Source organism: uncultured Devosia sp. (assembly GCF_964244875.1).
In the GTDB taxonomy this organism is placed as follows: domain Bacteria; phylum Pseudomonadota; class Alphaproteobacteria; order Rhizobiales; family Devosiaceae; genus Devosia.
This window is the reverse complement of record NZ_CAXTKA010000001.1, coordinates 398,966-418,051: the sequence shown is the minus strand read 5'-3', so window position 1 is coordinate 418,051 and position 19,086 is coordinate 398,966. Positions and strand designations below refer to the sequence as shown.

The window sequence follows — 19,086 nt, the reverse complement described above, 5'->3', positions numbered from 1 at the left end:
CCTGTCGCGGCAGATATTCGCCACATCTTCAATTGGCGCAGGCCCGGCCCTTCGATGTCTTCACTTTTTGCAACGTCCCATAACCATCTGACCCACCGGGTGATCCCCGCCCCGATCGCCCCCGCGCGCAACCGCGACTGGGACAAGGGCGCCTTGCTGATCCTGGCGATCGTCGTCATTCCTGTCATCGTCGCGTCCGCCGTCGCCATCGCACTGGCGCTATAACCGGCGCTGCATCGCCGCTCTGCCATCAGCCTCTGTTGCCAAACGGCAACAGAGGCTGATGCTTGTCGCATGGGTCAATCCCCGCTACCAAAGGGCGCTCCCCTCAAGCGGACGCCACTCCGGTCACGACGCCAACGAGTCGGGCGCCGTTCACTGCCACATTGAAGCCCAGCCCAGGATATACTCGCCTCCGATGCGTCACCTTTTAGCACTCGCGATGTGGCTTGTATTCGCCTTGGCAGCCCTCGCTCCCGCCGCCGCGTTCGAAGTGATTTCTGTCCCCGAAGACGTCAACGCCGTCAACCTGTCCGAAGTGGTCGAGGTTTTGCCGGGCGCCGACGGGCGCATCCAGCTCTCCACCGCCCCCGGCGAAGACGGCATCATCCGCCGCATCGAAGTGCTGGCCAGCGAGCAGGGCACCAATCCCGATTGGGCATTGTTCGCCCTGCGCAATGAAGGCGACCAGCAGATCGAACGCCTCCTCGTGGCGCCGTTTTTCCGCCTGCCCGGATCGGGCGTCTTCAGCCCTGATCTGGGCGACGACCGGCTCGACGCGCTGACCCCCAGCGCGGGCATCCGCCCGGTGCGGCTGGCCGATCCCGAAGCCGACGTGTTCGAGGTCACGCTCGATCCGGGTGCCACCGTCACCTTCGTGGCCGAGCTCTCGTCCGGCCAATTGCCCGAATTGTACCTGTGGCAACCCAACGCCTATCGCGACTACATCAATTCCTTCACCCTGTTTCGTGGCGTGGTGCTTGGCGTCGCTTCGCTGGCGGCGGTCTTTCTCACCATCATGTTCGTGGTCAAGGGCCGCGGCGTCTTTCCGGCCACGGCAGCCTTCGCCTGGTCGGTGCTGATCTACCTGTTGATCGATTTCGGCGTTCTGGGGCGTCTGCTGGGCTTGTCCAGCGGCGGCATGCAGCCGTTGCGCGCTGCCTCCGAGGCCAGCATCGCCACCGCACTGGCGGGATTCTTGTTCATCTATCTGAATCTGCATCGCTGGCACCTGCGCTTCATCCACCTCGCACTTGGGCTGGCAGCCCTGTTCCTGGCGCTGTTCGCCTTCGCCTTTTTCCAGCCCGCCATTGCCGCCACCATTGCCCGCCTGGTGCTGGCCCTGCTCGGCGTGTCCGGCTTTTTCCTGATCCTGTTGCTGGCGCTGCGTGGCTATGACCGAGCCGTGCTGCTGGTGCCCACCTGGATCATCCTAATCGCCTGGCTGTTCTATGGCTGGCTGGTCATTACCGGACAGGTGTCCAACGATATTGCCCAGCCGGCGGTAGCGGGCGGCCTGGTGCTGCTGGTCATGCTGCTGGGGTTCACGGCGGTGCAACACGCCTTTTCCGAGGGGCAGGTGTCCATCGGGACGCTCTCGGAGGTCGAGCGTCGCGCTTTGGCCCTGACCGGCTCCGGCGATTTCGTCTTCGATTGGAACATCGAGCGCGACCGCGTTTCGGTCAGCGACGAGCTGTCCACGCGCCTGGGCGAGCGGCGCGGGGCCCTGCGCGGCGCCATCAAGCGCTGGCTTGACCGCGTCCATCCCGATGACCGCGACCGTTTCCGTACTGCCTTCGACACCCTGGTCGAACTGCGCCGCGGCAAGGTGTCCGCCGATATGCGCATTGCCGGGCACGACGGCAGCTACCGTTCGTTCCGCATGCGGGTCAAGCCGGTGCTGGGCGGCGATGGCCAGGTCAACCGTATCGTCGGCACGCTGCAGGACGTGACCGAGGACCGCGCCGCGCGCGAGCGCCTGCTCCATGATGCGGTCCATGACAGCCTGACGGGCCTGCCCAACCGGCAATTGCTGCTTGACCGGCTGGAGCGCGCCTTGGTGCGCGCCCGCACGCCTGGTGGCACCAAGCCGGCGGTATTCCTGATCGATATCGACCGCTTCATGGATCTCGAGGAGCGCATCGGCCATTCCGCTGCCGATTCGGTGCTGCTGGCCGTCTCGCGCCGCATTGCCCGCATCATGCGTCCGCTCGATACCGTGGCGCGCATCGCCGGTGACCAGTTCGCGGTCATCCTGTCCTCCGAACAGGCCGCGGGCAAGATTGCCGAAACCGCCGAGCAGATCCGCAAGGCGCTTAAGGCGCCATTCAATTTCGGCGACCGCGACCTGACGCTATCGGCCTCCATCGGCGTTACTATCTATGACAGCAATCCCGCCTCGGCGGCCGACGTGCTGCGCGATGCCGAACTGGCGATGTACTATGCCAAGCGCCTGGGTGGGGACCGCATCGAGGCCTATCGCGCCTCCGCCCGCTCGATTTCGGCTTACAACCGCGCCAGTGAGGAAGACCTCGAGCGCGGCATGAAGCAGGGCGAATTGCAGGTACAGTTCCAGCCCATCATGGACATCGTTTCGGGCCGCATCGCCGGCGCCGAAGCGCTGATGCGCTGGTTGCATCCGACGCGCGGCATCGTGGCGCCATCCGAATTCATCACCCTGGCCGAACGCTCCGGCCAGATCGAGCGGCTGGGCCGCATCGCCTTCGAGCAGGCCGCCTACCAGACGCGCGACTGGATGACGTCGATCCCCGGCCTGCCCGAAGAATTTTTCGTTTCAGTCAATCTGTCGCCCGGCCAGCTAGCGGCGCCGACCCTGCTCAACGATATCCGCTCGGTGGTGGCGCAGAACGCCGGCATTGCCAGCCGCATCAAGCTCGAATTGACCGAGTCGCAGGTGATGACCAATCCCGAACACTCCGCCTTCATGCTCGAAGCGCTGCGCGGCATGGGCCTGGGCCTGGCGCTCGATGATTTCGGCACCGGCCATTCCTCGCTGAGCTATCTGCACCGCTTCCCGTTCGACACCATCAAGATCCCGGCCGATTTCGTCAAGATCGGCGACAATAGCGGCATCGGTCACACCCAGGGCCCGATCATCCGCGCCATCGTCGCGCTCGCCAACGATCTGGACATCACGGTGATCGCCGAGGGCGTGGAAACCCCCGGGGAAGTCGAGCGCCTGCGCCAGTTCAACTGCCGGTTCGGGCAGGGCTTTGCTTTCGGCGCCGCCATGACCGCCCCCGAATTCGGCAAGCAGCTGATGGCCCAGGTCGCGCGCGTTCCGGCTTGAGATCGCGCCATCCTGTCCGCGAACGCGCGATTGACGCCGTTTCTGGATGGATATGAGTAGCGTTGTGAGCGGTCGGGCAGGCGCCCTCAGGCATGCCCTGCGTCCGGGCTCAGCGTCGCCCGCGTGATGCGCAGCATGCCCAGCGCCGCCTCGTAGCGCTCGTCCACCGGAGTCTCGAACAGCAGTTGGCGCGAGAACGGCACGGTCAGCCAGCCATTACGCCCGATTTCGCCTTCCAATTGTCCCGGACCCCAGCCACAGCAACCCAAGGCGAACAGCGCCGCCTTGGGTGCGGGCCCGAACGCCATGGCCTTGAGCACTTCCAGCGTCGCCGTCAGGCAGATTTCGTTGGCGACCGCATAGGTATTGCCGCTGGAAAAATCGGCTGAATGCAGCACGAAGCCGCGGCCCCGCTCGACCGGACCGCCCCGCATCACCGCCCGTTCGCGAATGGCATCGGGCAGGCGGATCACCATGTCCGGATCGCCCAGGTCGAGCTCGTCCAGGATATCGGAAAAGCGCAGGTCTTCCAGTTCGTGATTGACCACCAGCCCCATGGCGCCATCATCGCTGTGCCCGACGAGAAAAATCACGCTTTCGGCAAAGCGTTCATCGGCCATGTCCGGCATGGCGACCAGGAATTGTCCTTCAAGGGAGTTCATGGTCTCACTCTAAAGCCTGCCGGCTGTACTGCCAAGACGAGGCAACGCCATGCCCGCATTCCAGCCTTCACGAAGCGATGAACATCAGGTGCTATGCCGCGCCGCTAACCTGGGTTACAGCATCTTCCCATGCGTCATGCCCCTTTTTTACTCGGCCTGCTTGTCCTTCTCGCAACCCCGCTTGCCGCGGCCGAAACGCCGTGGCAGACCGTTGCGCCCGGCGTCGCCATGCGCCTTGTCAGCACCGGCCAGATCAAGGCCGACGGCACCACCCTGGTCGGGGTGGAAGTGGACATGCCCGCCGATACCAGAACCTATTGGCGCGTGCCTGGGGAAACCGGCCTCGTGACCGAACTGGATTTTGCCGGCTCCACCGGCATCACCGCCCATCGCATCCTGTGGCCCTATCCACAGCGCATCGAGGCTGGCGGTTATCTCGATTATGTCTATCTGGGCCCCACCGTGCTGCCGGTCGAGCTGACCCTTGATGCGCCCGCGGGGCAGGCCGAAGTCTCGGTTGTCATGGGGATCTGTTCGGACATCTGCATTCCGGCGCAGGCGCGTTTCAGCCTGCCGATCGATGGTGCCAAGGACATGCCCAATGGCGTGCGCATCCGCCAGGCCGCGGCCATGGTGCCCATCGCCTGGGACAATGCGCGCCAGCCCATCGGCGCGGTGCGCTACGATGCCGCCGACCGGCTCCTTTCGGTGCAGCTGACCGACCCCGATATCGATCCGGCCTCCTTGATTGCCGCGACCGAAGATGGCGAGCCGCTGTTCGGCTTGCCCCAAAAAAGTCCCGAACCCGACCTAGTGCTCATTCCGGTTTTAAGCAAAAGCCACGAAATTGACTTGGAAAGCCAGCTCATTCAGCTCACATTCACCACTGGTATGGGAGCATACGTCGTAAACCGGTCTGTCCAGGCCACCGACTAGACGATCCGAGCAGGACCCTGTAGCCGGTCAAATCACTAAAGCTGAGCCGATGGTGGCAGACGCCGGCGGCATTTGGGGGCAATCTGTCTATGATCGAACGCGGCAATCCGGTTCCCTCGGTCCCGGTCAAACTCGTGGATGCCGACGGCACCACCGACAGCACCAGCGACGCCGTGCTCGGAGGCGGGCTCGTGGTGTTCTTTTCCGTTCCCGGCGCCTTTACGCCCACCTGCCATGTCAATCATCTTCCGGGTTTTATCGCCAACGAGGCTAAGCTGCGTGCGGCCGGGGTAACCCGCATAGTCTGCGCCTCGGTCAACGATGCCCATGTCATGAAGGCCTGGGCGGAAGCATCGGGCGCGTTGGGCAAGATCGATTTCATCGCCGACGGCAATGGCGAACTGGCCAAGGCGCTGGGTCTTGACAAGGATTTCAGCGGCGGCGGCATGGGCACGCGCTTCGCGCGCTCGGCCATGATCATCCGCGACGGCATCGTCGACAGCGTTTTTGTGGAGGACGCGCCCGGCGTTTCGGGCAGTGGCGCTCCTGCCATCCTCATGGCTCTCGAAACGGCCAATAACACCTAGTGTCCGCGTCAGGAGACGATTTCATGCATCACGCTCCCATTGCCACGCTCGCCCGTCGCAGCCTGGTTTTCGCCGGGACCGGCCTTCTCACGGCACTGCTGGCCGGTTGCAGCATGGGCGGCATGTTTGGCGGCGGTGCCCCCGCAGCAGACGCCAATCTGGCCAATACCAGCCCCAATCCGGCAGCAATGGCCCAGGCGCAGACCAATGCACTGCCGGCCATCGCCACCGAATGCCCCCCGATCCGGGTGCGGCCCGGCAGCGAGGCCATGTTCTATTATGGCAATGGCCGCACCGGCGACCCGCGGGCGCTGCAATACCAGGGCGTCATTGACAAAAGCACACGCAATTGCATCGTCTCCAACGGCCTGATCACTGTGCAGATGGGCGTCGAGGGGCGCGTACTCCTGGGACCGACCGGCAGCCAGAGCTCGGTCACCGTGCCGGTTCGCTTCGCCGTCGAGCGCGACGGGCAGGCGATTTTCTCGGAAAAATATTCCATCCCCGTTGCCATCAGCCCGCCCGCTCAGTCCGCTGGCTTCGTCAAGGTGGTGCAGAACGTCGCCATCCCCTATCTGGGCGGCGAGGACATCAAGATCTGGGTCGGGTTCGACACGGGTCGGTAGGGTTCTAACGCCACCTGACCGCCTTACCAGGAGAAGGTCAGGTGGCAGTGTTGGGTTTTACTCCGCCGCCTGCGGCAATGGCTCCGGACGGTCCCAGCGCAGAATGGGAGACCGCGCCGCCCGCGTTTCGTCCAGCCGGCGACGCGGTGCCTTCATTGGTGCGGCGGTGAAGCGGACGGTGTTCCCGGCCTTGGCATCGGCGGCCAGCTCTTCCATGACATCGCAGAACCGGTCGAGCGTCTGCTTGCTCTCGCTCTCGGTCGGCTCGATCAGCATCGCGCCATGCACCACCAGCGGGAAATACATGGTCATGGGGTGAAAGCCCTCGTCGATCAGCGCCTTCGCGAAGTCGAGGGTCGTGACGCCCGTACCCGCCAGGAAGCTGTCGTCGAACAAGGCCTCGTGCATGGTTGGATAAGCGCCGAACGGCACGGAGAACGCATGGGCGAGGCGCGCCTTGATGTAGTTGGCATTGAGCACCGCGTCTTGCGCCGCCTGCGCCAGCCCGTCGCCGCCATGGCTGAGCATATAGGTCAGCGCGCGCACATACATGCCCATCTGGCCCTGAAACGCGGTGATGCGGCCCAAAGCGTCACTCTCGGCGTGCTCGACCAGTTGAAGAACTCCGGCATGCTGGCGCACGAAGGGCACTGGAGCGAACGGCGCCAGCGCCGCCGACAGCACCACCGGACCCGCCCCCGGACCCCCGCCGCCATGCGGCGTCGAGAAGGTCTTGTGCAGATTGATATGCATGGCGTCGATGCCCAGATCGCCCGGCCGCACCACGCCCATGATGGCGTTGAAATTGGCCCCGTCGCAGTAGAAAAACGCCCCGGCATCATGCACCGCCTGGGCAATCTCGATGACTTGCGGCTCGAACAACCCGCAAGTGTTGGGATTGGTCAGCATGATCGCCGCCACTTCGGGCGACAGCGCAGCCTTGACGGCCTGCACATCCACCGTACCATCGTCGCGCGCCGGAATCGGCTTGACGGTATAACCCAGAAACGCAGCGGTGGCCGGATTGGTGCCATGGGCGCTTTCGGGCACCAGCACCACGGTGCGTTGGGTCTGCCCGGCCGCATCCTGCGCCGCCTTGATTGCCATCATACCCAGCAATTCGCCATGCGCGCCGGCCTTGGGCGTCAGCGCCACGGCGGCGGTATTGGTCAGCGTCATCAGCCAGTGCGACAACTGGTCCATCAGCTCCAGCGCGCCTTGCACGGTCGAGACCGGCTGTAGCGGATGGATATCGGCAAAGCCGGGCAGGCGCGCCATCTTTTCGTTCAGCCGCGGATTATGCTTCATCGTGCAGGACCCCAGCGGATACATGCCGCTGTCGATCGAATGGTTGAGGCGGGACAGGCGCACATAATGCCGCATAGCTTCGGGCTCGGTCAGCCCGGCCAGATCGAGCGGGCTCTTGCGCTCGAAACCGCCGAGGCGGTCCGTGGAAATTTCTGCGTCCGGCAAATCGACGCCGGAATGCTCGGTGTCGCCGATCTCGAACAGCAGCGGCTCGTTGGGCAGCATGGAGGAGCCCGAGGTGGAGGCAAACCCGGACGTGCCGGTGCCGGTGGGGCGGCCTTGATTGTTCAAGCTCATGCCAGTTCCTCGCTCAGCGCCGCCGCCAGCGCCGCAATATCCGCATCAGTGGTCAATTCGGTTGCTGCCAGCACGATCAGATTGGCGACAGCGGGATTGTCCGCCTCCAGCCGGCTGACCGGTACGCCGGCCAGAATGCCTCGCGCAGCAAGCGTTTCCACCAAAGCTGCCGCCGGCATCGTCACGCGGATGGTCACTTCATTGAAAAAGCTTTGATTGAGCAATTCGACGCCGACAACGGCGTCCAAGGCATCGGCGAGCGCACAGGCGCAGGCATGATTGAGCCGCGCCAGCCTGGTAAAACCGGCCTCGCCCAACAGCCCCATATGAATCGAGAACGCGAGCGCGCAGAGCCCTGAATTGGTGCAGATATTGCTGGTCGCCTTCTCGCGGCGGATATGTTGCTCGCGCGTCGACAGCGTCAAAACGAAGCCGCGCTGCCCGTCGGCATCGACGGTCTCCCCGCAGAGCCGGCCCGGCATCTGCCGGATGAAATCCTTGCGCGTTGCCATCAGCCCTAGATAGGGCCCGCCAAAATTGAGCGCATTGCCGATCGACTGGCCCTCGGCGACAACGATATCGGCGCCATAGGCCCCGGGCGATTCGAGAAGACCCAGCGACACGATCTCGGTGACCACCACGACCAGCAACGCGCCTTTGGCGTGGGCGGCGTCGGCGGCGGCCTTGAGATTGTGCAGATGGCCATAAAAGTCTGGCGTCTGGATCACGATGGCCGCAGTGGTATCATCGATCTGCGCCAGAATATCGCCCTGTCCTTCGGGCGATGGCGCAAGGCAAACCAGGTCCACATCGTCCTTGAGATAGGATTTCACCACGTCGCGATAATGCGGATGCAGTCCGCCCGATAGCACGATCTTGCTGCGCCGCGTCAGGCGGCGCGCCATCAGCACGGCCTCGGCAGTAGCGGTGGAGCCGTCGTAGAGCGACGCGTTCGCTACCTCCATCCCGGTAATCTTGGCGACCTGGGTCTGGAACTCGAACAGCATCTGCAGCGTGCCCTGCGAAATTTCCGGCTGATACGGCGTATAGGCCGTCAGCCATTCCGAACGTTGGATCAGGTGATCGACCGTCGCCGGCATATGATGGCGATAGGCGCCCGCACCGACAAAGAACGGCCCGTCGCTACCGGCCCGGTTTTTGCCCGCCAGCGCCCGCATATGCGCTTCCACCAGATATTCCGGGCTGTGCCGGGGCAGGTCCAGGTCGAAATTCTTGAACGCCTTCGGTGGCACGGCGCTGAACAGCGCGTCGATCGAGGTCGCGCCGATGACGCCGAGCATCTCGGCACGTTCGGCATCGGAATGGGGCAGGTAGCGCATCGTTGAGTTTCCAGTTGCGGCCAGCATGCTTTCCCTCGTGACAAGGGCAGGGGTCTGTTGGATTAAAGCGTCAGCTCGGCATAAGCGTCGGAGTCGAGCAGGCCATCGATTTCGGCGCTGTCGGTGATGGCAACCTTGTAGATCCAGCCGCTGGCTTCGGGATCGGAATTGATAAGGCCCGGATTGCCCGAAAGGGCGGCATTCACCTCGGTCACGGTGCCCGACACCGGCGCGTAGATTTCCGAGGCGGCCTTGACCGACTCGACCACCGCAGCTTCGTCGCCTTTCTTGAGCACCTTGCCGACGCTGGGCAGGTCGACGAAGACGATGTCGCCGAGTGCCTCCTGGGCAAAAGGCGTGATGCCGACAATGCCGGTCGAGCCTTCGACACGGATATATTCGTGCTCCGGGGTAAACTTGGTGGTCATGATCGATCCCTCAATTAGGATTTGGCTTTGCGAAAATAGCGATGCGGCACGAAGGGGGTGGGGACGACCTGTGTGCTCTGGGCACGGCCGCGCACGGCAACTTGCAGCTTGCTGCCGATGGCGGCAAAGGCCGGTGGCACGAAGCCCAGCGCAATGGCCTTGCCCAAGCTCGGCGCGAACCCGCCGCTGGTGACGACGCCGATGGCGGTTCCCGAAGCGTCGAGAATTTCGGCGCCTTCGCGGGCAGGGGCCCCCTCGACGATCAGGCCGACGCGGACACGGGCGAGATCTCCTGCATATTCTTTCAAGACGCGGTCGGCGCCAGGAAAGTCCGCGGCCTCGCGACGGCGCTTGGACACCGCGAAATTGAGTCCCGCCTCGGTCGGGGAAATCGTTTCGTTCAGGTCATGCCCATAAAGCGGTAGGCCGGCCTCGAGCCGAAGGCTGTCGCGGGCGCCCAGCCCTATCGGCCTGACACGGTCATCGGTCAAGAGCGTGTCCCAAAGTGTTTCGGCAATTTCGGCATCGCACAGGATTTCGTAGCCGTCTTCCCCGGTATAGCCCGAGCGGGCGATGATCAACCTGGAGCCGTTCCAGTCGAATGGCGCATAGGTCATAAAGCCAAGTTCCGCCACGCCTGCAACGATCGCCTCAAGCGCCGCCACCGCCTCAGGTCCCTGCAGTGCCAGCAGCGCGCCATTGTCCGCCCGGGTCAACTTGGCCTTGTCGCCGGCCGCTTTGGCGATGATGGCAAAATCATTGTCCTTGGTGCCGGCGTTGACGACAATATAGAGCGAGCCAGGGAACAGCGGCGAACGGGCAATCATCAGATCGTCGATCGTGCCGCCGGCGTCGTTCAGCATCAGCGTATAGCGCACCTGACCGGGTTTGAGCCCCAGGATATCGCCGCAGACCAGCGGCTCGATCAAGGCCGCGACAGTCGCGTGATCGGCCTCCGTATCGCCGCCGGGATTGGCCAGCGTCAGAAAACTTGGCCCCATATGCGACACGTCGAACAGCCCAGCATGCGCACGCGTCCATTTGTGCTCGGCCATGATGCCGCTGGCATATTGCACCGGTAGGCTATAACCCCCGAACGGCACCATGCGTCCACCGGCCGCGACATGGCGTTGATAAAGCGGCGTCGTGAGCAGATTTTCAGCATTGGCCTCGGCCATGAGCATACCCCGGATGACAAGAGCGGCACGCGCGCCTTTCGGCGTCGTTCGTGCCCCCTCTGTCCTTCTCACCTGAGAGATTTCCCCGCTGTGGCGGGTTGCTCCTTCGGTGGGACCGTGCAGCGCGCCGGTCCGCTTTCCAGAGTTTCATGCTGGGTTTTCACCCGGACTGCGGTCCGTTTGCCTGAGAGTTTCCGGGGCGGTTGCTCCTTCGGCGCTGGAGAAAACCAGTCTCTCCCGCAATCGAGGCCACCATGCTGGAGATTCCCGAAGGCGTCAAACAAAAAGGCGGGCCTCGCGACCCGCCTTCAAACCTCAACCCGCCGAACGTTAGTTCAGCCGGCTACCGACATCGGCGATGGCCTTGTCCACAACGGCGGCGCCCTTGCGGTTCATTTCGTCGGTCAGCACCAGCCGGGCCGCTTCGATGGCAACGTCGGCCGAGCGGGCGCGCACTTCGCCGAGCGCCTGCGCTTCGGCCTGGGCGATCTTGTCTTCGACCGATCGGGTGCGCCGCGCAACCAGATCCGCCAGCGATACCTGCGCTTCGGCGGTCAGCCGACTAGCCTCTTCCTTGGCGGCGGCGATGATGCCCTCGGCTTCGCTCTCGGCAGCGACACGCTTCTGCTCGTATTCGACCAAGAGGGCGGCGGCTTCCTCGCGCAGCTTCTTGGCCTCCGCCAGATCTTCGGCGATCTTGTTGATCTGCCCGTCCAGCATCTTTCCCACGATCCGCGGAATGCCGAAATACGCCATCATGCCGAGGAAAATGACAAGCGCAACAAAGGCGTAGAAGCTGTTGTCCATCCATTCCATGACGGCTTACTCCTTGGCCTTGGCAACTGCAGCGCGAACGCTGTCGGCCGAAACGTCGCCCACCAGCTGGGTCACCACCGTCTGCGCCGTTTCAACGGCAATTTCGTCGACATGGGTCAGCGCTTCGCTCTTGGTCGCCGCGATGCGGCTTTCGGCAGCTGTGACCTTGGCGCTGAGATCAGCCTCGACGGCGCTGCGCTTGGCCGCCAGATCGGCCTGGATGGCTTCGCGTGTTTCATTGGCAATGCCCTGCGCCTTGGCCTTGGCGTCAGCGAGGGCCGCTTCGTAGGCGGCGATGGCAGCATCGGTTTTTTGCCGGGAGGCGTCCGCTGCCGCAAGGTCGGCATCGATGATGGCCTTGCGGTTTTCCAGGATGCCGCCGATGCGCGGCAAGGCGATTTTGCTCATCAGCAGGTAGAATGCGCCAAAGCTGACCGCGAGCCACAGCAATTGGCTGGGGAAACTGGCTGGATCGAAAGGGGGAAACACGCCCGATTCATGCGCACCGGCTTCGGTGGCGGCATGGGTGCCGGCAGTTGGATCGGCATGGCCCGCGTCGATCGCGCCCTCGACAGGCTCCTCGGTCGGCGTTGCCGCTTCTTGGGCGTAGGCTTGCGTTACCATCAGGCAAAGGTCCCGTTAATCCGGTCTGCCGGCAAGACGCCGGAAGAATTGGAGGCAGCCGGGACTTGATCCCGGCCGCAACAGATCATGTCAGATCGGTCTCAGGCGACGAACAGCAGGATCAGGGCAACCAGGAACGAGAAAATGCCCAGGGCTTCGGTCACGGCAAACCCGAAGATCAGGTTCGAGAACTGGCTCGGCGCCGCCGACGGATTGCGCAGGGCGCCCGACAAGAAGTTGCCGAAGATGTTGGCCACGCCAATAGCGGCGCCGGCCATACCGAAACAAGCAATACCGGCACCGATGTACTTTGCGGCTTCAGCTTCCATTTTTTAGTCCTTTCAAGCGACTTATTGAGCGGTGTTCTGGCTGAACGGCCCGCCGTTACGGGAGTTAGTGAGAGGGGTGGATCGCGTCGTTGAGATACATGCAGGTCAGGACGGCAAACACATAGGCCTGCACGGCACCGACGAGAAATTCAAGGCCGGTCAACGCTATGGCCATGATCAGCGGCAGCGCCGACCCCAGGATGCCCAGAAAGCCCAGGCTGCTCATGGTGACGATGAACCCGGTGAACACCTTGAGCGTGATATGGCCGGCAAGGATATTGCCGAACAGACGCACCGAGAGCGAAATCGGCCGCGAGAGAAACGAAATCACCTCGATCGGCGTCACGATCGGCAGGATATAGGCCGGCACGCCTGCGGGCACGAACAGCTTGAGAAATTTCGGGCCGTTCTTGACGAAGCCGTAGATGATGACGGTGAGGAACACCAGCATCGAGAGCGCGAACGTGACGATGATGTGGCTGGTGACGGTGAAGAAATACGGCACCATGCCCAGCATGTTGGCCACGAAGATAAAGGTGAACAGGCAGAACACCAGCGGGAAAAACTTCATGCCCGCCGTGCCCGCGGCGCTGCGCACCATATTGGCCACGAACTCGTAGGTCAGTTCCGCCAGCAATTGCGCCCGGCCGGGAACGACGCTTCGGGTACCGGTCGACAGCACCAGGTACAGCGAAATGATCGCCACGGTGGCAATCATGAACAGCGACGAATTGGTGAATGCAAAGTGCAGGCCCGATCCCTCGGTGCCATCCCCGCCAAGGGTGAACAGCGGGAACATGTCCTCGATGACGAATTGGTGGATCGGATCAGTACCGGCCAAGATAGCGCCCTCTAAGCAACATCATTTGTCATCTTCGTCTTCCACGTCGGGCCCCAGATCGGAGCCAGGCGGGGGAGGCGATGCGGCATTCATCTGCGCCACCACGCGGGTGACATTGAGTATTCCAGCGGCAAAGCCCACCAATAACAGGATGAGCAATCCCCAGGGGCTGGTGCCCAAGCCAAGATCGATAAGGTAGCCGATGCCGGCACCCACCAGGATCGCGGCGATGAACTCGGTGCCGATGCGCATGCCGCGCGCCATACCGCTCATCTCCGGGGAAGCGTCCCTCGAGGCTCTGTTGTCCTCGACCGCGCGGTCCCGTCTGGCCGAGGCGATACGCGATGCAAGCTCGCGCGTCACCCCTTCGGCGCTATCGGACTGTCCCTTGGTCTCTTGCGGCTTTACCATCCGCGCGCTCCCCTTGGTCAGCCACTCCGGTTACGGTCCGGCGCGCCTTTATTAGTCGCGCGCAACATAGGGAAGCGTACGGTGAGTGTCAAGACGACCGTGCTTGATGTAAGTAGCTGATATATATAGGTTTTTTGACCAAGCGCCAGGGTGCGGCATGCTGTCCGGGACTAATCGTGGCAAAGTGGGGGCAGGCGGCGGGGGATTCTATTCAGCCGAAATTTGAAACCGCCATTGCGGGCCTGCAATGGGCAGTGCACCGACGCAATCATACCGCCTCGAGAAATTGTTTCGCCATCGTCAGATCCACCGACACCAGCTGGCTCACGCCGCGCTCCGCCATGGTCACGCCGAACAGGCGATCCACCCGGCTCATGGTGATTGGATTGTGGGTGATGACCATGAACCGGGTCTGGGTGCGCTGGCGCATCGAATCCAGCAAATTGCAGAATCGCTCGACATTGGCGTCGTCCAGCGGCGCATCGACCTCGTCCAAGACGCAGATCGGCGCCGGATTGGTCAGGAATACGGCAAAGATCAGCGACATGGCCGTCAGCGCCTGCTCGCCGCCCGACAGCAGGGTCATCGTCTGCGGCTTTTTGCCCGGTGGCCTGGCAACAATCTCGAGCCCGGCCTCGAGCGGATCATCGCTTTCGACGAACTGCAATTCCGCCGTTCCAGCGCCGAACAGCGTGGTGAACAGTTCCTGGAAATGCGCATTGACCTTGCCAAACGCTTCGTTGAGCCGCGCCCGCCCTTCGCGATTGAGCGATTGTATGCCCTGCCGCAACTTGGCGATGGCTTCGATCAGATCGTCGCGGTCCCTGATCATCAGGTCCAGCTTTCCCTGCACCTCGACAGCCTCTTGCTCCGCTGACAGATTCACCCCGCCCAGCCGTTCGCGCTCGGCTTTGAGCCGCTCCACCTTTTGCTCGGTGGCGCTTTCGGCCGGCAACGGCTGCTCGGGCCTGATCCCCGAGGCTTCAAGGGTGCGGTGCGCTTCGATCCCCAGCGTCTCCTCGATCTGGCGCTCGATCTGCTGGCGCTGCGCGGTCAGGCCCTTGAGCCGCTCCTCGATACGTGTCAGCTCGATCCGCACCGCCGATAGAGCGTCCCTGGCCACGCGCAGCGCCTTGTCTGCTGCGCGATGACTGGTCTGGGCCAGACTGAATGTGTCGCTTGCCGCCACATGATCGGCTTTGGCGCGCTCGATCTGTTCGTGCAGCGCAGCGCTGCGGGCAGCAAAACCATCCGGCGTTTCACTGACATCGGCCAGTTGCGCTGCCACCTCCGCCGAACGGGCGTCAAGCGTGGCCATTTGCGCCAGAGCGCCATCGCGGCGACGCTGCCAGCTGGTGCTGTCCGTCTCCAATTGTGCCAGACGGCTGTCGCGCATCCGGGCCGCAGTTTCAAACGAGCCCAGCTTGAGCCGGGCCTGTTCGGCACGCTCGCGTACTTGCGCCAAGGCGGACTGGAATGTTTCGGCCTGCCGTGCCGCCTCGGTTTCGTCACCAGCCTCAAGCAGGGTCCGCTCCGTCTCGGCGCGCATGGCCTGCGCTTCGGTCAAGCTCACCGCGAGACGAACCTGCGCTTCGTCCAGAGCGCTTTGGCGGGTTGTCAGATCGCCGATGGCACGCTGCGCCGCGTCCACTTCGCCCTGCGCAGCGCCGATGGCGCGCTGAGCCACCCGCCAGCCGTCGCGGCATTCGCGTTCGGCCTGGCGCGCATCTGACAGGACAACGCCCAAGCCATCCACATCGCGCTTGCAGCCATTGCGTTCGATGCGAGCGCGGGCAATATCCTCGTCCAATTCGGCCAGCCGATTGCGCTGGGCCAGGCGCTGCGCGGCGGCGCTCGGCGCGTCGGCGGCGGCAACAAAGCCATCCCAGCGCCACAGCGCACCCTCGAGCGTCACCAGCCGCTGCCCGGGTTTCAGCGCCCGCATCAAGCCGGGACCGTCCGCTTCATGCACGAGCCCGATCTGGTCCAACCGGCGCTTGAGCAGGCTATTGCCCGAGACATGCCGCGACAACGGCTCGGCTGCCTGCGGCAGCGCGGGATCATCCGATCCATCCAGAGCCACGGCCCAATGCATCGGGGCCCCGCCATCCGAAGAGGCCTCCAGATCGTCGCCCAGCGCAGCGCCGAGCGCGGTCTCGTATCCGGGCGCAACCTTCAGCTGGTCGACGATAGCCGGCCACAGGCCTGCGCCGACATTGAGCATCTTGCCCAGGGTCGAGGCCTCTGCCTCCAGCCGGTTCAGCGCGGTTTCGATGTCCTGCAGTTTCGGCCGGGCCGCGTCGAGCCTGGCCTGCGCAAGGCCGGACCTCTCCTCGGCCGCCACGGCCTCGCGCTCCGCAATGGTGATGGCGGCCTGAACGCCGGCCAAGGCCGCGCGCTTGCCACTCAGCGTTTCATCCGCCCCGAGCCTGGCGGCGACCGATGCGGCTTCGCGTTCGACTTCGCCCAATTCCGCATGCAGCCGCGCCATTCGCGATGTTGCATCCTGGGCGCTGCGCTGGGCCTGCGACCGGCGGGCCCGGATTTGCGCCAAGGCGTCGGCGGCGCCACGCGCTTCCGCTTCTGCCGCGCCCACCAGCGAGCGTGCGGCGTCGGCCGCATTGCGGGCGGCGTCGAACTGCGCCTGCGCGGCTTCGCCTTCGCCGGCGAGCAGCGCCTGTTCCGCGGCGTGACGGGCCAGCGTGGTTTCGCTTTCGCTCACCAGCTCGCGTTCGCGGGCACCATCTGCGGCCAATTGGGTCAGCCGGTTTTCCAGCTCGGCCCGGCGCTGGCTGTTGCGCCGCGCTTGCTCCGCCAATTGTTCGGCCAGGATCGTATAGCGCTGCAGCACCGCGCCGGTGACCGCTTCGCGTTCTCGCAGCGGCTGCAGCGCCGTGTCGGCCGTCTCAAGCGCTTTTTGCGCCTGCAGATCGCCATGGTTGGCATCCGCCAGGCCGCGGATCAACACCGCCTGTTGGGCCTCGGCGTCCCGCTCGGCAAACCGCGCCGCCACCCAGCGCAGGTGAAACAGCGTTGCCTCGGCGCGTCTGATGTCGCCCGAGATCGAGCGATAGCGCATCGCCAACCGGGCCTGGCGCTTCAGCGTTTCCAGCTGCGCCTCGACCTGGGCGATGATGTCATCGACCCGCTCCAGATTGCTTTCGGCGGCACGCAGGCGCAGTTCGGCCTCGTGCCGGCGCGAATGCAGCCCCGAAATACCGGCGGCCTCCTCCAGCAAGGCGCGACGTTGCGTCGGCTTGGCAGCAATCAGCTCGCCGATCTGTCCCTGACGCACCATGGCCGGCGAATGCGCGCCCGTTGACGCATCGGCAAACAGCAATTGCACGTCGCGGGCGCGCACTTCGCGGCCATTGACGCGATAGACCGAGCCGGCCTCGCGCTCGATCCGACGGGTGACTTCCAGGATATCGGCGGTATTGAGGGCAGCCGGTGCGGTGCGATCCGAATTGTCGAGCACCAGCGTCACTTCGGCCGAATTGCGCGCCGGCCGGCCTCCCGAGCCGGAAAAGATCACGTCGTCCATGCCCGAGGCGCGCATGGCCTTGTAGGAGCTCTCGCCCATCACCCAGCGCATCGCCTCGACCAGGTTTGACTTGCCGCAGCCGTTCGGGCCGACAATCCCGGTCAGCCCCGGCTCCATATGAAGCACGGTTTCATCGGAGAAGGACTTGAAGCCGTGCAGCTTCAGGCGGGAGAATTTCACCCTGCACCACCTCCCCGTTTCCCCTTCTGGGACGTCGAGCCGTCCCGAAGGGCAAATCGCTCCGCTGGAGCGATTTGAGGAGAAAAGGCCCTAACGGCTATGCCCAAACGGCTGGTGGCGCGCAGCGCCGGATGAGGGGGCCGCGATGTCGGAAGATACCCCTCACCCGCTCTTCGGGCACCCTCTCCCACAAGGGGAGAGGGGAGGCAGATCGAATTACGGCGCGGGAGCAGCGGGAGCGGCCGGAGCGACGGGCGTAACTGTTTCAGCAGGCGTAACCGGCGTCGCCGTCTCTCCCGTCGGGGCGGGGGCAGGCGTGCTTCCAGCCGCTGGGACTGGCGCGGTGCCGGCGGGCAGCAGCGGGTCGATTTCGGCTGCGAGCTGTGCAAGCGATTTGTCCCCGGAAAGCGTCTTGCCATTGACATAAAAAGTCGGTGTGCCGGCAAGGCCAAACTCGTTGAGCGCCTGTTCGCGCAAGGATTCCATCCCGGTGAACAGCGCCTGATTCGTCAAGGCAGCGTCAAAGGTTTCCTGGGTAAAGCCCAACTGCTTGGCAATCTCCAGGATCGCGTCGCGGGGCTTGTCCGATGTGCCCCAGGTTTGCTGGGTCTTGAAATAGGTGGACACCACATTGTGGTAATTGGTTTCACCGGCCGCTTCGGCCAGCATGAACACGGCCGCATCCAGCACATTGCGCACGAACGGGCGCAGGATGAATTTGACATGCCCAGTATCGATATAGGCCGCCTTGAAGGGCTCATAGACATCGTTGGAGAACGCCGCGCAATGCGGGCAGGTGGGCGAGGCGTATTCGATCACCGTGACCGGCGCATCGGCTTCGCCCAGCACCTTGTCGGTAAAACCGGTTGGCGCCATCAGCTTGGCCATGTCCACCATATCGCCATCGGCGGCCTGAGCCGAAGCCACCCCGCAAAGGCTGAGCGCGGCCGCTGCAGCAGTCAAGACGAGGGTATCGCGACGGGTAAACTTCACTGGGAACGCTCCTGGTTGCTTCGGCGCGACACTACACGGCGCCAAAGTGTCGGCAAGTGGGCAGTTTCATCAACAGGCGGTGAACGCATCAGTCGCTTTTCCGCTCCGATCTGCTGGAGAGCGCATGGCCCAGGGTTCGCAACGCCTCCTTCAAACCCTCGTCCTCGACGGCATCGATCGCGGTGCCGACCTTGGCGACAACGCTCGGGCTGGGTTGAACAGCCTTGTGATCCGTCTTGACTGAATGCCCGCTGAATGGCTCCGCCGACAATCGCACAGCCCCCACCAGCACATAGCCAAAATAGCGATTGATCGCCGCAGCGATGGCCGGGCCCTCATGGGCAATGGCCAGCGCATGCCCCGGCATGGCGCGCAAGTATAGCGTCGCACCCTCGGCGCCGCGTTCGCCGCGCGGCCAGCTCAGTTTATCCGGAATGGCGACCTGGTCATACGGCTTGGGCGCCATGACCGGCCAATGCGCAATGATGTCGCGGCTGGCAAAACCGCGCTTTTTCAGCGCCGGATCCAGCGCGCTCGCCAGTGCATCGCCAATCGACAGCGATCGGTTGCGGCGCTTGGGCTCAGGTGGGGTCTTGGGTGGCTGGCTCATGGCGCAAGTTTAGCATCGGTTTGCGGGCTTGGCCTACCCCGCCTGTGATCTTCGCAATTGCGGGGA

General features: G+C 63.9%; 18 protein-coding genes and 2 riboswitches. Of the genes, 5 read left to right on the top strand and 13 right to left on the bottom strand.

What is annotated here, in order from left to right; translation table 11 throughout:
• Positions 1-54: 54 nt before the first annotated feature.
• Positions 55-225: a hypothetical protein gene (locus ACFE8X_RS01995; protein WP_375449755.1), complete on the top strand. Its 171-nt coding sequence runs from the start codon at positions 55-57 to the stop codon at positions 223-225.
• A 217-nt stretch (positions 226-442) separates the two neighbouring features.
• Positions 443-3,310, top strand: a complete 2,868-nt coding sequence (locus tag ACFE8X_RS01990) for an EAL domain-containing protein (RefSeq protein WP_375449754.1) — start codon at positions 443-445, stop codon at positions 3,308-3,310.
• An 86-nt stretch (positions 3,311-3,396) separates the two neighbouring features.
• On the opposite strand, the gene ACFE8X_RS01985 is transcribed toward ACFE8X_RS01990, so the two are convergent.
• Positions 3,397-3,972 carry a YqgE/AlgH family protein gene (locus tag ACFE8X_RS01985; RefSeq protein WP_375449753.1) on the bottom strand — a complete coding sequence of 192 codons (576 nt, stop codon included), beginning with the start codon at positions 3,970-3,972 and terminating at the stop codon, positions 3,397-3,399.
• Positions 3,973-4,101: 129 nt separating this feature from the next.
• On the opposite strand from ACFE8X_RS01985, the gene ACFE8X_RS01980 reads away from it, so the two are divergent.
• The 3 genes from ACFE8X_RS01980 to ACFE8X_RS01970 all read left to right on the top strand — a co-directional run bounded on the left by ACFE8X_RS01980 (position 4,102) and on the right by ACFE8X_RS01970 (position 6,121).
• Complete coding sequence (locus ACFE8X_RS01980) at positions 4,102-4,908, top strand: protein-disulfide reductase DsbD domain-containing protein (protein ID WP_375449752.1); 807 nt, start codon at positions 4,102-4,104, stop codon at positions 4,906-4,908.
• An 89-nt stretch (positions 4,909-4,997) separates the two neighbouring features.
• Positions 4,998-5,495, top strand: a complete 498-nt coding sequence (locus tag ACFE8X_RS01975; protein ID WP_375449751.1) for a peroxiredoxin — start codon at positions 4,998-5,000, stop codon at positions 5,493-5,495.
• Between the two features lie 23 nt (positions 5,496-5,518).
• Positions 5,519-6,121, top strand: coding sequence for a hypothetical protein (locus tag ACFE8X_RS01970; protein WP_375449750.1), 603 nt, complete (start codon positions 5,519-5,521; stop codon positions 6,119-6,121).
• A 57-nt stretch (positions 6,122-6,178) separates the two neighbouring features.
• Here ACFE8X_RS01970 and gcvPB read toward each other — a convergent pair whose 3' ends face one another.
• From gcvPB to ACFE8X_RS01910, 12 genes are all read right to left on the bottom strand, one after another.
• Positions 6,179-7,726 carry an aminomethyl-transferring glycine dehydrogenase subunit GcvPB gene (gcvPB, locus tag ACFE8X_RS01965; protein ID WP_375449749.1) on the bottom strand — a complete coding sequence of 516 codons (1,548 nt, stop codon included), beginning with the start codon at positions 7,724-7,726 and terminating at the stop codon, positions 6,179-6,181.
• The gene (gcvPA, locus tag ACFE8X_RS01960) at positions 7,723-9,066 is read right to left on the bottom strand and encodes an aminomethyl-transferring glycine dehydrogenase subunit GcvPA (protein ID WP_375449748.1); all 1,344 of its coding nucleotides are present in this window, start codon (positions 9,064-9,066) and stop codon (positions 7,723-7,725) included. Before gcvPA ends, gcvPB begins: the two co-directional genes overlap by 4 nt.
• Positions 9,067-9,128: 62 nt before the next feature.
• A complete protein-coding gene (gcvH, locus tag ACFE8X_RS01955; RefSeq protein WP_375449747.1) occupies positions 9,129-9,494 on the bottom strand; it encodes a glycine cleavage system protein GcvH in 366 nt (121 codons plus the stop codon).
• Positions 9,495-9,508: 14 nt separating this feature from the next.
• Positions 9,509-10,672, bottom strand: coding sequence for a glycine cleavage system aminomethyltransferase GcvT (gene gcvT / locus ACFE8X_RS01950; protein WP_375449746.1), 1,164 nt, complete (start codon positions 10,670-10,672; stop codon positions 9,509-9,511).
• 49 nt (positions 10,673-10,721) lie between these two features.
• Positions 10,722-10,825: riboswitch (glycine riboswitch) on the bottom strand.
• Positions 10,826-10,834: 9 nt separating this feature from the next.
• Positions 10,835-10,922: riboswitch (glycine riboswitch) on the bottom strand.
• An 80-nt stretch (positions 10,923-11,002) separates the two neighbouring features.
• Entirely contained in the window at positions 11,003-11,488 is a 486-nt protein-coding gene (locus ACFE8X_RS01945; RefSeq protein ID WP_375449745.1) for an ATP F0F1 synthase subunit B, read from the bottom strand.
• 6 nt (positions 11,489-11,494) lie between these two features.
• On the bottom strand, positions 11,495-12,115 hold the full coding sequence (locus tag ACFE8X_RS01940; RefSeq protein ID WP_375449864.1) for a F0F1 ATP synthase subunit B: 621 nt from the start codon (positions 12,113-12,115) through the stop codon (positions 11,495-11,497).
• 98 nt (positions 12,116-12,213) lie between these two features.
• Positions 12,214-12,441 carry a F0F1 ATP synthase subunit C gene (locus ACFE8X_RS01935; protein WP_236896378.1) on the bottom strand — a complete coding sequence of 76 codons (228 nt, stop codon included), beginning with the start codon at positions 12,439-12,441 and terminating at the stop codon, positions 12,214-12,216.
• 64 nt (positions 12,442-12,505) lie between these two features.
• Positions 12,506-13,282, bottom strand: a complete 777-nt coding sequence (locus ACFE8X_RS01930; RefSeq protein WP_375449744.1) for a F0F1 ATP synthase subunit A — start codon at positions 13,280-13,282, stop codon at positions 12,506-12,508.
• Positions 13,283-13,303: 21 nt separating this feature from the next.
• On the bottom strand, positions 13,304-13,693 hold the full coding sequence (locus ACFE8X_RS01925) for an AtpZ/AtpI family protein (RefSeq protein WP_375449743.1): 390 nt from the start codon (positions 13,691-13,693) through the stop codon (positions 13,304-13,306).
• 268 nt (positions 13,694-13,961) lie between these two features.
• On the bottom strand, positions 13,962-17,417 hold the full coding sequence (gene smc / locus ACFE8X_RS01920) for a chromosome segregation protein SMC (RefSeq protein WP_375449742.1): 3,456 nt from the start codon (positions 17,415-17,417) through the stop codon (positions 13,962-13,964).
• A 216-nt stretch (positions 17,418-17,633) separates the two neighbouring features.
• Positions 17,634-18,410 (bottom strand): thioredoxin domain-containing protein, encoded by a 777-nt coding sequence (locus ACFE8X_RS01915; RefSeq protein WP_375449741.1) that lies wholly within the window; start codon positions 18,408-18,410, stop codon positions 17,634-17,636.
• Between the two features lie 88 nt (positions 18,411-18,498).
• Entirely contained in the window at positions 18,499-19,020 is a 522-nt protein-coding gene (locus ACFE8X_RS01910) for a DUF721 domain-containing protein (protein ID WP_375449740.1), read from the bottom strand.
• Positions 19,021-19,086: the final 66 nt, after the last annotated feature.

Bases quoted from the DNA above. Each gene is read 5' to 3' on its own strand.
- ACFE8X_RS01995 (WP_375449755.1), top strand. From the start codon at position 55: ATGTCTTCACTTTTTGCAACGTCCCATAACCATCTGACCCACCGGGTG.
- ACFE8X_RS01990 (WP_375449754.1), top strand. From the start codon at position 443: ATGTGGCTTGTATTCGCCTTGGCAGCCCTCGCTCCCGCCGCCGCGTTC.
- ACFE8X_RS01985 (WP_375449753.1), bottom strand. From the start codon at position 3,972: ATGAACTCCCTTGAAGGACAATTCCTGGTCGCCATGCCGGACATGGCC.
- ACFE8X_RS01980 (WP_375449752.1), top strand. From the start codon at position 4,102: ATGCGTCATGCCCCTTTTTTACTCGGCCTGCTTGTCCTTCTCGCAACC.
- ACFE8X_RS01975 (WP_375449751.1), top strand. From the start codon at position 4,998: ATGATCGAACGCGGCAATCCGGTTCCCTCGGTCCCGGTCAAACTCGTG.
- ACFE8X_RS01970 (WP_375449750.1), top strand. From the start codon at position 5,519: ATGCATCACGCTCCCATTGCCACGCTCGCCCGTCGCAGCCTGGTTTTC.
- gcvPB (WP_375449749.1), bottom strand. From the start codon at position 7,726: ATGAGCTTGAACAATCAAGGCCGCCCCACCGGCACCGGCACGTCCGGG.
- gcvPA (WP_375449748.1), bottom strand. From the start codon at position 9,066: ATGCGCTACCTGCCCCATTCCGATGCCGAACGTGCCGAGATGCTCGGC.
- gcvH (WP_375449747.1), bottom strand. From the start codon at position 9,494: ATGACCACCAAGTTTACCCCGGAGCACGAATATATCCGTGTCGAAGGC.
- gcvT (WP_375449746.1), bottom strand. From the start codon at position 10,672: ATGGCCGAGGCCAATGCTGAAAATCTGCTCACGACGCCGCTTTATCAA.
- ACFE8X_RS01945 (WP_375449745.1), bottom strand. From the start codon at position 11,488: ATGGAATGGATGGACAACAGCTTCTACGCCTTTGTTGCGCTTGTCATT.
- ACFE8X_RS01935 (WP_236896378.1), bottom strand. From the start codon at position 12,441: ATGGAAGCTGAAGCCGCAAAGTACATCGGTGCCGGTATTGCTTGTTTC.
- ACFE8X_RS01925 (WP_375449743.1), bottom strand. From the start codon at position 13,693: ATGGTAAAGCCGCAAGAGACCAAGGGACAGTCCGATAGCGCCGAAGGG.
- ACFE8X_RS01910 (WP_375449740.1), bottom strand. From the start codon at position 19,020: ATGAGCCAGCCACCCAAGACCCCACCTGAGCCCAAGCGCCGCAACCGA.